The organism is Rhodococcus sp. OK302 (assembly GCF_002245895.1).
GTDB lineage: Bacteria > Actinomycetota > Actinomycetes > Mycobacteriales > Mycobacteriaceae > Rhodococcus_F.
In genome coordinates this window covers 678,234-692,385 of sequence record NZ_NPJZ01000002.1, presented here as the reverse complement: position 1 = coordinate 692,385, position 14,152 = coordinate 678,234, and the positions used below count along the sequence as shown (strand labels likewise).

Sequence of the window (14,152 nt, the reverse complement as noted above, 5' to 3'; positions counted from 1 at the left end):
CGGCAAGGAGACCTGAGCCATACCCGCCACCCGAGGGTGATCAAAACGTTACGACAGTCCCGGAATCTCGAGCGAAAACTCCAACGATCTGCTGGACTACTTCCCCAAGGGCACCGACCTGAGCGTGCATTCCCCGCCGCATCTCCTGGCAGTCCAGAACGAACTCAATCATAGACCCGGCAGAATTCTCCAAGACTGCACTCCGACAGAACTATTCGAGTCCCTGCTAACCTCTCAGCCGCACCAAGTGTTTGCAACGATGACTAGAACCCGCCCCGTCGTTGACATTCCCAACTTCGATAGCAACTCCATCGAGGTCAGCGAGCAGGGAAGGGCTCTGCCACGAAGAGATTTTTCGTAGTGTATCGCCACGCTTTCAATATCACGTGGAACGACGAAACATCCGGCAAGTGCCGCGTTTGCCGTCATCCATGGCGAACGCGCCAAGGCATCAAAACTCAGATACCGGGATCCCGACGGCGTCTGCACCAGTCACTCGAAGCCGATTCACCCACCAATAGACCCAACTGCGTGTCGTTTTCGGCGTGACGATGTACGGTAACCGCAGACCGTTCACGGTGCCAGTGGAATTGCACGATGTCCCGAATGACGGTGTCTGCGAGTGGCACGCGGACGACCCTGACGGAAAAGTCGTCGGCTACGTCGAATTCCCTACCCACTACTTCAAATAACGCAGGAGCCTCAGCGATGGCCAAACAGGATGGCCCGAATACTGATCTACATGACAAGTTCAGAATCTTCTGCCATGAGCTGATCCGCGAGCAAATCCGCGCAACATTCGACACCCTGCCCGCAGCGACTGTCCAGGACCTGCCAGAAGCGTTCGAGTTCGATCTCACCGCCGCGATCCTGCGCACACTTCTCGCCACGAGGGCGTTACGCCGGCCGTACGAATTCGGCAGAACGATAGAAACGACCAATAAATCGGTAACAGCCCCACAGTTCCGAATACCGGACAGCGCACCGCATCCGATCTCGGCCGATCTCAGCCGTGGTGAGCGGCAACCGAAACGCAGTATCGGCAACATGGCGCATTTCACCGAACGCACCGACCATCCACCCGTTACGGCGATTATCACGGCGGTTGACGACGCTACCGACGAGGCCAGAGATTTCTTCGCGCCTTCCCGGTAACGAACGTAGGTGCCTCGTGGAAGATATCCCGTTCTCCGAAACACCGAAGCCCGGCCATTGGTCGTAGCCCCCACACATCAAAGAATCCTGAACTCCGAACAGCACTTCGGCAGTTAGTCCACTCGACGACCCGTTCTCGCCGTACAGCGACCTCACGCGGTGCGTAAATGCCGTCAGGCAGTTATCCGGTGCCGAAATCTCCGAACTGCAGCTCCTGTCTCCGGTTCTCCATACACGTGGACAGGCCCCGCCGACCAGGACGGGAGTCACTATCAGCGGGGCCTGACACCCTCGACCGCACTGTCTTTTCAATGCGGAACGCGGGCACGGAGTTTGAAACTACCGCCGCCAATTCCGTTCCGCGACTTACAGACCAGTAGTAATGAAGTCTCCGATCACAGACTTTGGTCAGGGACTCCTCGATCGGCATCCGTGCTGAGCGCACAACATGGATGACCCGCCGTCATTGCGGATCCGATTCAAGTTTTCTCACGGCGCGCGTTCGAGGATCACACGCATTGGTTCTCGAAGACATCCGGGCACCGAACTGCCGATACCTGACTGCCCCTTTATCATTCACACCATCTGATGAATGCGTGCCGACTATAACTTCCGGGGTGCATCGACGTGCACGAAGCGCCCCAGCACCGCCACGGACGGACCGGGCGACGTAATATCTCCCCTGTGTCCCACTTGGGTTGGGCACACGGCCCGCCCGACAGCTGCCATACAGAGGTTGGCGGGCCACCTGATCTGCGCGTTCACCTTTGCCTGCTCGGACGCGCACGGCCCACCGGACAGACACTCACAGCTTGGATTCCAGCGGTCGTCGCAACACTGGTGATTTATTTCGCCGGAAGAAGTAGATCACGTAAACGCTCGGCTGGGGTATCCCAGTCGAGCGTTTTTCGTGGTCGCCCGTTAAGTTCTTGGGCAACGCGTTCGAGATCCTCAGGACCGTGGACGGAGAGGTCTGTGCTCTTCGGAAAGTATTGGCGCAGTAAGCCGTTGGTGTTCTCGTTCGAGCCTCGTTGCCAAGGGCTGGCGGGATCGCAGAAGTAGACGTCCATGCCGGTGGAGATGCTGAAAGATTTGTGGTTGGCCATCTCCACACCTTGATCCCACGTCAACGACCCGCGTAGATGTTCGGGCAATGTCCCCATCGTCGCGATCAGTCCGTCTCGGACTATTTCCGCACTGTGTTCCCCCGGGATGTGGACGAGCATGACGTAGCGGGAGGTGCGTTCGACGAGCGTGGCGATCGCTGACCGGTTGAAGGCGCCGGTGATCAAATCTCCTTCCCAGTGCCCCGGTACGGCCCTGTCTTCGATTTCCGGCGGCCGTTCGGAGATCATGATCATCGGATCCACAAACCTCGGCGTTCGCTTCTGCGTCGATCGATGGGTCTTCCGTCGGGCTCTGCCAGTTCGTAGCGCCGTAGTGATTTCCCGACGCAGCCCGCCGCGTCCCTGCAAATACAGACTCTGATAGATCGTTTCGTGGGCCACCCGCATCTCCTGATCATCGGGAAATTCCTTGATCAGAGTCTTGCTGATTTGTTCCGGAGACCAGCGAACGAGAAGCTTTTCCTGCACATAGCGTCGCAAGGGCTCGGATTCGACGAATCTGCGAGTCTTCGGTCGTGGCCTGCGAGCGACGGTAGCGCGCTGCGCTGCATAAGGTTGATAACCGCCGTGCACTGGATTGCTGTTGCGGGCGATCTCTCGGCTGACCGTCGACGGCGCCCGCCCCAACGCCACTGCGATCGCCCGCATCGACGATCCTGAGGAGACCATGTCACGGATCGTCTCACGCTCCTGCAACGACAGATATCGAACCGAAACCCGTGCCTCCAGCTGGGCAACCGTCACTGCCGGGTACGGGATGGTCTCGGATCCGCCGGCCGAAAAGTTCACAATGGTCACACCGCGTGTGTAGTCGACCTTGCGTCCATCCGGGTAGATCCTCGAGTTCCCCACCTTTCGGATCCCACGATCCCAATCCTTCGCTGTCCGGAGATGCACTCCGACCGCCACCGCCGCTTCTCGGCGAGTGACTCCCTCCGTGCGTAGACGGAGGAACTCCTCGTAGCCCTTGTGCCGCGCTCGCTTACTGCTCAGGCCACGCCTGCGAGCCCACTGCGCGCACACCGACCGCTTGAAGCCCAACGATCGGGCGGCTGTGGTCACACTGCCGACCCGATCCAATTCCCGAAAGAATTGGTTTTTTTCGGAGTGCGTGTGCAACCGCTTCCCGGACGGTTCTTCTCCCACATGAGCCACGGTCGTTGCACTCCCAGACATCGGGTGTTGCGACGACCGCTGGAACCCAAGCAGACAACCCGGTGGGCCACCAGGCTTCCGGAACTGCGGAAGTCCGCCGCCGAACAATCGTTCCGATGTCACAGCTCCAGTAACTGTGACACCGTGAAGACTGGTATCGAAAACCGGTGCACCGTATGTTGCAGGAGGCGGCATCATCCGACTTCGACGTCGGATACGGCAGATACCCCCACCGGGTGTCATCACCCGGACCATTGGCGGGACATCACAAGCGGCACTTCGCTTCTCTGCGGCAGTCGGAGTGCCTGCCTCGCCGGGACGCACGTCACGCTGCACCTTCCGGCGAGGCGTCGGGGGTCGGTGGGTGTCGAGGTTCTCGACACCCACCGGCCTCACGCTCGCAGGATTGAAGGCATTGTCGCGCACCAGGTTTACGCAGACTTCAGCGTGGGCACTTGGTTCTTGCTGGACGGATCCGTTCGGGTCGGATTCCACAGCACATGGCCCGCCTCCCGGCTGACACCTCGCCGGAGGTGGGCCCACAACGGCACTGTCACGTTGATTGAAAGATGCAGCGCGCAGTCAGTTTTGGAGCTTCTACCCTGGAACGCTTTCGGATTGTTCGCCTTTCAGGCGGCAACATCGGTCGCGGTGACTTCCCGCCAGACCGCGAAGCGGTCGACCATCTCGGTACGCCACTCGGCCGCGATCAGTCGGTGTCGGCGGGGCCGGAAATGCGGCGAAATACCCGCGAAAGCAGAGTGGAAGCGTTGCGCGTGCCCGGGTGAAGCTTTGTCAAGTTGTTTGGGATGCAGCAGTTTTCGCGCGCATCAGGCCATCACGCGGAGCGGTGTTCAGGCAGAGAGAGTCACTTCGGTGACCTGATCCCACACCTGGAACCGGGCGGCCATTTCGGTGCGGCAATCGGTGGCAGTCATACGGTGGCGGGGCGGGCGGAAGTGCGGGGAAATTCGACTGAAAGCAGCCAGAAACCGTTGCGCTGAACCTACGCTGCGGAACCCTTTCATCGCCCGTTCCCGTTGCCGGGCCGGTTGATGGGAGTTCTCTGCGCGGTTATTCAAGTATTTGTTTTGCCGGTGCTCGGCTGTCGACATGGTGGTGCGGTGTGCGACCCGATACGAAGCGAGCTTGTCGGTGATCAAAACCCGCGGCTGACGGCCTGGTTTCTTCAGAAGTGTCCGGAAGAACCTGGTTGCGGCCTTACCGTCCCGCTTGGACTGGATCAAAATGTCGAGAATATTCCCGTGCTGATCGACCTCCCGCCACAAGTACTTTCGGACTCCGCGGATCTTGACGAAGACTTCGTCGAGTTGCCACGTATCACCACTTTGCGGCTGATGTCGGCGCAGTCGGCGGGCGTATTCGGGCCCGAGTTTCGCACACCAGGTGCGGATCGTCTCGTAGGTCACCTCGATCCCACGGGCGGCCATGAGTAACTCGATCTCCCGGAACGAGAGGGTGAACCGGTGATACAACCACACGCAGTGGGAGATGATCTCCCGCGGAAACCGGAACCCCTTGTATTGCGACACCACCAGATCATCCCAGATCAGCGGTTCTCAAGAACTTGACAATGCCCTCTTGGTCAAGTCGCGGCGACAAGCAGTTGCTCGCCGCGGTGTCGGGAAGGAGCGTAAGGAGTGTCGGTGGTCCAGCAGGCCCAGATCACTCGGACCCATCCTCGGGCGAGTATCCGTACCGCGTGTGGGTGCCGAGCACCCCGCGAACGGGCACGTCGGTAGCAGTCGCCGGCCCACACCGAACTGTGTCGAGAATTTTCGGCGAAGCCGGTAATCGCGGCGCCTGCCGGCTTGTTGGCGGTGTAGCGGAAGCCGACGGAGCGGGATTTTCCCGAGGCCCTGGTGACCGGTGCGGCCCCGCACAGGGCGGCGACCTGTTCGAAGGTTGTCGCATCGCTCGAGCAGGGGTCCGATCTCTGCGATGAGCGCTGCGAGGCTGACGTTGGCGACACGGGGAAGAGACTTGAGCAGCACAGTTTGGGATGTGCAGCCAGGGCGTCCGCGAGTTCATGCTCGAGATTGGTAATTTCGGTGTTGAGCAGGTTGATCTGGGCGATGGATCCACGAATGATCACTTCGAGTACCTTCGGCGCGATGCGGTTCGCGGCGGCGGGCGCTGCTCGGAGTCGCCCGACCAGCTCGGCTGCAGACTTGCCGCCACGGTAGCTGTGCCGACGGCAGAACTGGCGCATCCGACCTTCGCCGAGGAGCGCCGCCGACTGCGGGGTGGGGTAGTCAGCCAAGAATGCCAATGCGACTTGGATGTCGACCTCTCCAAACACCCTCGCCGCGCCGGGCCAGTGCTCGGACAAGATGGCCCACAACTGGTTCCAGGACGCCGTGCGTGCCTGGACCAGCGCGATTCGTGCACGAACCAGCGCGGCAAGGACTCGAGTAGCTTGCGCTACGGGTTCGACCCGGCGCAGGCGGCGATTGTCGGTGCGGGCGTAGTCGGCGAGCATGAACACATCAGCCGCATCGGAGTTCGCTCCTGCTGAACCCCACCGTGTTCGCGCAGCCTTGAAGGATGCCGGTTCGATCATCAGTTCGGGGTGGCCTGCGCTGGCGATGCGCCCTACGACCAGACCTTCACCACGCTCGATCGTGGCGGCGTGCAGCGACAGTGAGGCATGAGTACGAATTCACATTCGGACAATCCTGCAAATTGCCGATCCTGCTGTGAGCCCTTCGACTCCAACCTCGACGCAGCATTCATCATGATGAATATCTATATCGTGATCACTTGTCAACCAGCAACTCAAGGCGGGTCCCGCACAGTACATCCAGAAAGACTTCGCTCTCGACTGTACGAATGTCGCTCTGAAAAAACGTATCTCGATGCGCAAACAAATCAGCGAACGCTTATGTCGCCCTATTTATCCCGAGGCAATAAGCTAGGCCGACCGCACGCCCAGATCGTCGGCTGCCTTCTCGAGATTTGCACGCTTCTCCTCGACCGATTCACCCTTCCAGATCGAATCCGCCCACACGACCAAGTTGGTCATTCCGTGATCGTGGTACCGCTGCAGCTGACTCTCCTTCGTCGCATCCACTCGCACGTAGCAGTCGAAGTCATCTGTCTTGCCGTATGTTTCGCGAATCCGCGTGACCTCGGTGACTAGTTCCAACGATCCTTCGAACGAGGGCGTACCTGAGGTGAACCATCCGTTTCCGAGCCTCGCCGCCCGGTCCATCGCCTTGGGACCATTTCCTCCCAGAATGACGGGGATGTCTACCTTTCGCGAATGCACCTGTACCGGACCGATATCGAAGTGTTTGCCCTTGTGCGCGAACGGTTCACCGGACCACGCAGCCCTCAGCACCTCGATGCACTCCTCTGTCCGCGACACCCGCGTCTTGTAGGGCACTCCGAGCGCGGTGAACTCCTCCTCCAGCCAACCGGTACCGACGCCGAGCAGTACTCGGCCACCGCTCAGTTCCTGAACGGTGATCGTTGTGCGCGCGGTGAGCAACGGATGACGGAGCGGGGCCAAATACACGGCGGTACCGAGTTTGATTCGTGACGTCGAAGCGGCAATCGCCGCGTGCACGGTCCAAGGGTCGGTCAATTCGGTCGCGGTGTCGACAATCGGGCCGACATGGTGACTATGAGCCTGCGTCCCATCGGTCGGATGATCACTCCCGTACCCAAGCGGATGAAAGATGTGTTCACCGAGCCATAACGCATCGAATCCGAATTGGTCTGCGGATCTTGCCAACTCCAACAGGTCCGGACCGGTCATGCCGAACGCACACAATCCAAGTGAAGTCACTGGCTTTCCTCTCGTGATTTCCTGATACATCAGTGGGCGTTCACTCACCGATCGGTGAAGCATGGATCTCTGCGTCAGGGAACCAGAAGTCGTACCGTTTCGGCGATGCACGCGGGCTTCGACGCACCTTCGATCTCGACGACCATAGTGATCACCGCCTGAATGCCGTTGGGGGTGTGCTGAGCCGCGAGCAAGGTTGCGCCCGCACGCACGCGAGAACCCGCTCGAACCGGATGGGGGAATCGGACCTTATTGGACCCGTAGTTGATTCCCATCCGGATGTTATCGACCCGGAAGATGTCTTCACCGAGCTTGGGGAGCATCGACTCGGTTAGGTATCCATGTGCGATGGTCGCACCGAAGGGTCCGTCCGCGGCCCGGGTGGGGTCGACGTGGATCCATTGCCAGTCATCTGTTGCATCTGCGAACTTGTTTATCCGTTCCTGGGTGATCTCCAGCCACGGTCCGTAGCCGAGATGTTCGCCGACCGCATCGATGAGTTCATCGACATTGTTGAATGCACGCACTGCCCACTCCTTGTGACTTGTGACTTGACTAGCGGGGTGTCCCGGCCATTGTCGAGTTGGGTCGAGCTCGAGCAAGGAGGTCCGGAATAACCTCAGTGAGCTCCGCCGGTTCCCATCGCGCATCTTTTGATACGCCGGGACCCGCTACCCAGGTCTCTGCGACACTGATGGATCCACCGTGCACATTGAATACGCGACCGGTGACATTGGCTGATTCGTCGCTTCCCAGCCAGACCACGAGCGGCGAGATGTTGGCCGGCGACCCCACATCGAATCCGGTGCGTGCCTTCACTTCTTCGACCATCGCGACATAGCCGGTCAGGCCCTCGGTCATCTGGGTGAGCGCGCTCGGTGCGATGGCGTTCACAGTGATGCCGAATCGGGAAAGCTCCTCGGCCGCAATGACAGTGAAGGATGCGATCCCTGCTTTCGCCGCACCATAGTTGGTTTGCCCGATGTTTCCGTACAAACCTGACGGTGATGACGTGTTAACGATTCTCGGCGCTGCGATCGGCGTCCCGCTCTTGTGCTGTTGCCTCCAGTACGCGGCCGCGTGTCTCGTCGGGCAGAAGGTTCCGCGCAGATGGATGTGTATGACGGCGTCCCACTGATCCACCGTCATGTTGACCAGCATCTTGTCGCGCAGAACGCCAGCATTGTTGACCAAAGTATCCAAACGCCCGAAATGGTCGACCGCACTGGCAATCAGATTCTCAGCACCGTCCCAGTCCGCGATGTTGTCCGAGTTGCTCTGCGCTTCTCCACCCAGGGCCCGAATCTCCTCGACCACAGCGTCGGTCGACGCAAGATCGTTCACCACGACTTTCGCGCCCTGGCGGGCGAACTCAAGCGCGTGCTCGCGCCCGATCCCTCCTGCAGCGCCGGTGACGATGACGACGCGTCCGTCACAGATTCCCACGGTCTCTCCTTTGTCAGGTGAACTGCTGATTAAATGTCACACGCGGAACTGCTCAAGCGCTTCTGAAGTGTTTCAAGCCAATGCGAGCTCGAGAAGTCGCTCCGCATGATGCTCCGGCCTACCCATCAGACCTTCACTGCTCAGGGCCCTCCGGTAGTAAAGGTGAGCGGGGTGCTCCCACGTGAACCCGATCCCGCCGTGCACTTGAATGCACTCTGCTGCAGCAAGAACCGCTGCTGGACCGCACACCACAGCGACCATCGAAGCGGCCCGTGAAAGTTCCTCGGCACTACCTTCTGCTGCTGCCCATATTCCGTGCTCAACTGCCGACTCCGCGCTCTGCACCGCTACCGCGACCTCGGCGAGCTTGTGCTTGATCGCCTGGAATGATCCGATAGGCCTGCCGAATTGAATCCGTTCGCGCGCATACCGGACAGCCATGTTCAGGGTGGTTTTCGATTGCCCTAGCTGTTCGCAACCGATTGCGAGCAGCGCCATGTCGCGAGTGCGGGCTAGCAAGTTTTCGGCCTCACCAATCTTGCCGATGATCTCGGCTGGGGAATTCTCAAGCGTGACCGCCGCCAGCGGTCGTGTGAGATCGACGGTGTTCATGGGAGTCCGACGAACGTGCTCGCCCTCGACTGCGTACAGTGTGCAACCTGAGTCGTCGCGCACCGGAATCAGAATGAGATCTGCTGTGGCACCGTCGATCACGAATTCTGCCGAGCCCGACAGAGACCAGCCCGAGGCGCTCTTGTACGCAGCGAAGGGCGCGGAATCGTCAACGAAGGCATCATCGCCTATCAACACCGGGTCAAAGATCACGGTAGCGGTGGCATCGCCTGCGGCAATCCTCGAAATCCACTTCGCCGCAACATCGCAACCGTCTGCCGCAAGCAAAGCTTCGGTGGCGGCCACGGTGCCGAGGAAAGGCACGGTAGCCAACGCAGCGCCGAGTTCTTCCACGACCACAGCGGTCTCCGCGAAGGTGGCACCCACCCCGCCCAACGCCTCGGGAACAGCCAGCGCAGGCGCTGCAAAATCTCCGCTCAGGCCCGACCATAGTTCCGTATCGAATCTTCCCGCCGCTGCCCCCTCGGCCCGCTCCAGTAACTTCTCGGGGGATTGACCTTGCGGACCATCGCGATGACCGATTCACGGAGACGCGCTCGATCTTGTGTAGCACCCGAATGTTCCAGAATCATGCGGAGACCTCCTTGACTAGCGCCGTCAGTTCGATGCGAACCTCACGGCGCAGAAGCTTGCCGAGCTCGTTATAGGGCAACTCGTCGCGATAATGAACTCGAGCGGGCACCCGGGTGGAGCGAAGGGCCGCTCGTACCATCTCCTGAAATTCGGCTGAATCCGACGCCGCCCCCGGTGCGAGCACCACCACAGCTTCGACCCTCTCACCCCACTCCGGGTCGGGTACACCCACGACGGCAACGTCGGCCACGGCCTCATGGCTACGCAGGCAGTCCTCGATCTCTGCCGGTGCGATGTTCTCGCCCCCTCGGACGATCACATCGTCGGCGCGTCCGTGCAAGAACAGATAACCGTCAACGTCGAGATGTCCGTGATCGCGGGTCGGGTACCAACCGTCCTCCTGCACCGCCGAGTGCGAAAGGTACTCGCCCGACACCTGTTCGCCGCGGACCCAGACCTCGCCAGCCGCACCTGCCGACAAAACCGTTCCGTCCTCGGATCGCACCTCAAGTTCGATAGAGGGGATCGGAAGGCCTACCGAACCGAGCCGCGCGCGAACTAACGGGTCCTCGCTGGCTGCCGCAATCCGATGATCCTCGGGCCCCAAAACCGCGATCGTAGAACTGGTCTCGGTAAGGCCGTAAGCATTGACCAGCCCCACGCCGGGTAGAAGCGAGAGAGCGCGCTCGACCGTCTCCACCGGCATCCGGCCTCCCCCGTACGAAAGGTGTCGCAGTGCGTCGAGCCTCTGGCCACGTCGTTCGAGTACATCGAGAATCCGGCCCAGCATCGTCGGAACCACCATTGCGTGCGTAATCGCCTCATCCGCAGCGAGATCCACCCATGACTCCGGGTCGAAAGCAGGAAGTTGAACGATACGACGCCCCGAATACACCGATGTGAGAGCTGAACTCACCGAAGCAATGTGATAAGGCGGAACCGAAACCAGAATCGCTTCCTCCGGACCCGCATTAAAGAACTCGATGGTACTAACCACGTACGGAACAAGATTGCTGCTTCGCAACACCGCGGCCTTCGGGTCACCACTGGTACCGCTGGTGAACAGCAATACAGCAGGCGAGTCCTCATTCCGTGCCTCGATAGCTTCGGTGGCGGCGCCGACTGTAGCTAGATTGAGCAGGCTGATGCTGCTGCTGGGCTCGACTCGGGCCGTGAAGTCGCCGCCCGCAACGACCGCAACCGGTGCGAGCCGTTCGAGCGCGCGGCCAACTTGTTGGTCAGTCCAACGGTAGTTGATGGGAGCGAACGGCACACCGGCGTAGCTGCATCCGAACAGCAGCGCAACGCAGGTCGGCGAGTTCAGGTCGAGATACGCCAACGCCTGCGCGTCGAGCTGTCCAATCTGAGAGCCGTAGCGACGGCTCAATTCGAGCAGTTCACGGTAGGTCAGTCCGTCGCGTCGGGTGCCGACGGCAATTCGATCACCACCGGCGTCTGCAGCCATTTCCAACAGCATCGAAAGATTCATGGTCGTACCAATCAGTCTGAAGAGGGAAGTGCCTTGGGCACCAACAACGTAAGTGGCCGATCATCGGCCGAGATAGAGCCGGCACCAGGCTTGACGCAGAGAACTTCCACTCCCGATTCCGTGTCGACATACCTTTTACCCATCACGCTGCCAGCGTCGAACCCGGCCTCAGGAACGCCGACCGCTTCTACCGCCTCGTCCGGTGCCAGCATCGGTACCCCACCACAACGCAGGACACTGTCTCCGTTACCAGCACGAATGACCATGACTTCGGTGCTGCAGACCGCGCTGCGCATTTTGGCACCAGTTTTCATCGCTTACTCCTCATTGATTTCAACGCAGCATTCGACATCAGGACAACAACCCGAGGGCACGACGAGCGAGCGGCGCAACTAGCGCGCCCCGCTCCCCCATCCGGGCATCGGTTGTCTGACCTCGAACAAATCGGGCGTAGAGCTGTTGGAGAATCACACACGTCTTCCAACATCCAAGTGCCTCGTACCAGGCGATATCGGTCAGATCGAGGCTGCTGCTCTTCCCGTATCGGTCGATGACCGCGGTACGGGGCGGCAGGCCGAGTCCGAGTATCCCGGGAACGGCGATGAAGGCCGCATCCGAGTCTGGATCGAGCGTGCTGTCCGGCCAATAGTTCAACAGCGTGCCCAGATCCGACAGCGTGTCACCGGTTGTCGCCATGTCCCAATCGAAAACCGCCGTCACACGATCCGGATCGCCCGGCTTGAATTGGCAATTGTCGATCTTGTAGTCGTTGTGCACGATCCCGCTGCGCTGACTGTGCGGCTGACCCTTCACGAGCCGAGCCGCCACTTCCCGCATGACGGCCACAATTTCCGGCGAGTCCGCTTCCGGTTCCACAGCAGCCCAACGCTTTTGCCATCCGCTGAGCTGCCGGTCGAGGTAGCCCTCAGGCCTGCCCAAGTCGGACAACCCCGCCTTCTCTGGATCAACTTCATGCAAGTCGGCGAGTGCATCGATGACGGCGAGTCCGATACGTTGGCTGGCATTGTCGAATCCACGCATCGAGTGAGGGATATGGTCCCAGACGACGATCCCCTCGCGGTACTCGTTGACGAAGAACTCTGCGCCGATGATCGACTCGTCGGCACAATGTAATAACGCGCGCGGCGCTCGAGGAAACTCTGTGTGCAGCCGTGAGAGAACCTTGTACTCTCGTGCCATGTCGTGGGCACCTGCGGCAATCGTGCCGAAGGGTGGTCGCCGCACCACTAATTGCCGATCACCAAAAGTGACCTGATACGTCAGGTTTGCTGATCCGCGTGGAAACTGGAGAACCGAGAAGGTGCCAGAAAGTTCCGGAAGCTGCTCGCGCAGATAGCATTCGAGCTTATCCCAGGCAAGCTCCTCCCCAGCGCGAACCGGTGCAAGCTCCACTTGATCCTCATTGATCTCGGTACTCATAACAGGCTTGCCAGATCGAGATGCGCATACTTCGCCTGTGCCGCTGCGTCCAGGGCCGGAAGATGACGGGTCGGAAAGAGCCCCGGTGCCGGAGTTGCATTGCGCAGCAATTGTTTTGCCACCGTCTGCAGATGCAACTCGGTAGCACCGTCAGCGAGCCCCATATGGTAGCTCTCCATGATCCAACGCCCGAACGGTAACTCGGTCGAAATACCTAATGATCCGTGGATCTGGGCCGCGCGCGAAGCCACGTCGAGCAGCACCTTGGGCATCGCCGCCTTGACGGCCGAGATATCGACCAGAACCTTCTTGTAGTCGTTGTACTTGTCGATCTTCCATGCGGTCTGAAGCACCAGAAGCCTGAACTGCTGGAGCTGGATCCATGATTCGGCAATCATCCCCTGCACCATTTGAAGGTCCGCCAGGCGCTGGCCGCGCGTGTGACGGGAGACCGCGCGCTCGAGCATCATGTCCAACGATGCCTTGACCAACCCCACCGTCCTCATCGCGTGGTGGATGCGCCCCCCTCCCAATCGAGTCTGCGCGACCTCGAAACCCTGACCCTCGTCGCCGAGCCTGTTGACCACGGGAATTCGCACATCCGTGTACCGCATGTAGGCATGAGTAGCCTCATGGTCCTCATGTCCGGACACTCCGACATTGCGAACGATCTCAACGCCCAGGGTATCGATCGGTACGAGGAACATGGATGCTCGCTTGTGCGGCGCGGCCTCCGGGTCTGTGACAGCCATGACGATGAGGAACGACGCGAATCTTGCGTGCGAAGAGAACCACTTCTCACCGTTGATGACGTAATCGTCCCCGTCTCGCACGGCGCGGGTGATGAATCCAGTCGGGTCGGAACCACCGGCCGGCTCGGTCATCGAATAGGCCGACATGATATCGCCTTCGATCAAGGGTTCCATATAGCGCTTCTGCAGTTCGGCACTACCGAAGTGCGCAAGTACCTCTGCGTTGCCCGAGTCCGGGGCCTGGCAACCGAACACCACTGGCCCGCTGTGCGTTCGTCCGAGAATCTCGTTGAGAAGAGCGAGCTTGAGCTGTCCGTAGCCTCGTCCGCCGAGATCGGGCGTGAGGTGGCATGCCCATAGGTTTCGCTCGCGTACTTGTTGCTGCAGAGGGCGAATGAGTTCATTGCGCTTCGGATCCGTCACGTCCCAGGCATGATCGATCATCCGGTCGAGTGGTTCGACCTCGGTGCGAACGAAGTCCTCCACCCATTCCAACTGGGCCTGGAATTCGGGATCGGTTTCAAAGTCCCAACTCATCGGGTGCTCCTAGCGTACGTAGTGAAGGAAG

Annotated in this window: 12 protein-coding genes and 1 pseudogene; 1 reads left to right on the top strand and 12 read right to left on the bottom strand. The window is 60.1% G+C overall.

Annotated features, from left to right (window positions below; translation table 11 throughout):
• Window positions 1-708 precede the first annotated feature (708 nt).
• The gene (locus BDB13_RS31215; protein ID WP_094275824.1) at window positions 709-1,155 is read left to right on the top strand and encodes a hypothetical protein; all 447 of its coding nucleotides are present in this window, start codon (window positions 709-711) and stop codon (window positions 1,153-1,155) included.
• 845 nt (window positions 1,156-2,000) lie between these two features.
• Here the strand turns inward: BDB13_RS31215 and BDB13_RS31210 are convergent.
• From BDB13_RS31210 to BDB13_RS31155, 12 genes and pseudogenes are all read right to left on the bottom strand, one after another.
• The gene (locus tag BDB13_RS31210) at window positions 2,001-3,401 is read right to left on the bottom strand and encodes an IS30 family transposase (protein ID WP_441347260.1); all 1,401 of its coding nucleotides are present in this window, start codon (window positions 3,399-3,401) and stop codon (window positions 2,001-2,003) included.
• Window positions 3,402-4,066: 665 nt separating this feature from the next.
• A pseudogene (locus BDB13_RS33450) lies at window positions 4,067-4,225 on the bottom strand (IS6 family transposase); the annotation flags it as partial.
• 66 nt (window positions 4,226-4,291) lie between these two features.
• Entirely contained in the window at window positions 4,292-4,996 is a 705-nt protein-coding gene (locus BDB13_RS31200; protein WP_441347259.1) for an IS6 family transposase, read from the bottom strand.
• A gap of 47 nt (window positions 4,997-5,043) precedes the next feature.
• Window positions 5,044-6,063, bottom strand: a complete 1,020-nt coding sequence (locus BDB13_RS31195) for an IS110 family transposase (protein WP_254923175.1) — start codon at window positions 6,061-6,063, stop codon at window positions 5,044-5,046.
• A 309-nt stretch (window positions 6,064-6,372) separates the two neighbouring features.
• On the bottom strand, window positions 6,373-7,251 hold the full coding sequence (locus BDB13_RS31190; protein WP_094275956.1) for a TIGR03619 family F420-dependent LLM class oxidoreductase: 879 nt from the start codon (window positions 7,249-7,251) through the stop codon (window positions 6,373-6,375).
• 74 nt (window positions 7,252-7,325) lie between these two features.
• Window positions 7,326-7,778, bottom strand: a complete 453-nt coding sequence (locus BDB13_RS31185) for a MaoC family dehydratase (protein WP_176459826.1) — start codon at window positions 7,776-7,778, stop codon at window positions 7,326-7,328.
• A gap of 28 nt (window positions 7,779-7,806) precedes the next feature.
• Window positions 7,807-8,697 carry an SDR family oxidoreductase gene (locus BDB13_RS31180; protein WP_094275821.1) on the bottom strand — a complete coding sequence of 297 codons (891 nt, stop codon included), beginning with the start codon at window positions 8,695-8,697 and terminating at the stop codon, window positions 7,807-7,809.
• Window positions 8,698-8,769: 72 nt separating this feature from the next.
• Window positions 8,770-9,807, bottom strand: coding sequence for an acyl-CoA dehydrogenase family protein (locus tag BDB13_RS31175; protein WP_254923174.1), 1,038 nt, complete (start codon window positions 9,805-9,807; stop codon window positions 8,770-8,772).
• 91 nt (window positions 9,808-9,898) lie between these two features.
• Complete coding sequence (locus BDB13_RS31170; RefSeq protein ID WP_094275819.1) at window positions 9,899-11,392, bottom strand: class I adenylate-forming enzyme family protein; 1,494 nt, start codon at window positions 11,390-11,392, stop codon at window positions 9,899-9,901.
• A gap of 11 nt (window positions 11,393-11,403) precedes the next feature.
• Window positions 11,404-11,706: a hypothetical protein gene (locus tag BDB13_RS31165; protein WP_094275818.1), complete on the bottom strand. Its 303-nt coding sequence runs from the start codon at window positions 11,704-11,706 to the stop codon at window positions 11,404-11,406.
• A gap of 37 nt (window positions 11,707-11,743) precedes the next feature.
• Complete coding sequence (locus BDB13_RS31160) at window positions 11,744-12,832, bottom strand: phosphotransferase family protein (RefSeq protein ID WP_094275817.1); 1,089 nt, start codon at window positions 12,830-12,832, stop codon at window positions 11,744-11,746.
• Window positions 12,829-14,121 carry an acyl-CoA dehydrogenase family protein gene (locus tag BDB13_RS31155; RefSeq protein ID WP_094275816.1) on the bottom strand — a complete coding sequence of 431 codons (1,293 nt, stop codon included), beginning with the start codon at window positions 14,119-14,121 and terminating at the stop codon, window positions 12,829-12,831. Before BDB13_RS31155 ends, BDB13_RS31160 begins: the two co-directional genes overlap by 4 nt.
• Window positions 14,122-14,152 lie beyond the last annotated feature (31 nt).

Excerpts from the sequence above, each read along its gene's own strand:
- BDB13_RS31155 (WP_094275816.1), bottom strand. The coding sequence starts at position 14,121 with ATGAGTTGGGACTTTGAAACCGATCCCGAATTCCAGGCCCAGTTGGAA.
- BDB13_RS31160 (WP_094275817.1), bottom strand. The coding sequence starts at position 12,832 with ATGAGTACCGAGATCAATGAGGATCAAGTGGAGCTTGCACCGGTTCGC.
- BDB13_RS31215 (WP_094275824.1), top strand. The coding sequence starts at position 709 with ATGGCCAAACAGGATGGCCCGAATACTGATCTACATGACAAGTTCAGA.
- BDB13_RS31165 (WP_094275818.1), bottom strand. The coding sequence starts at position 11,706 with ATGAAAACTGGTGCCAAAATGCGCAGCGCGGTCTGCAGCACCGAAGTC.
- BDB13_RS31170 (WP_094275819.1), bottom strand. The coding sequence starts at position 11,392 with ATGAATCTTTCGATGCTGTTGGAAATGGCTGCAGACGCCGGTGGTGAT.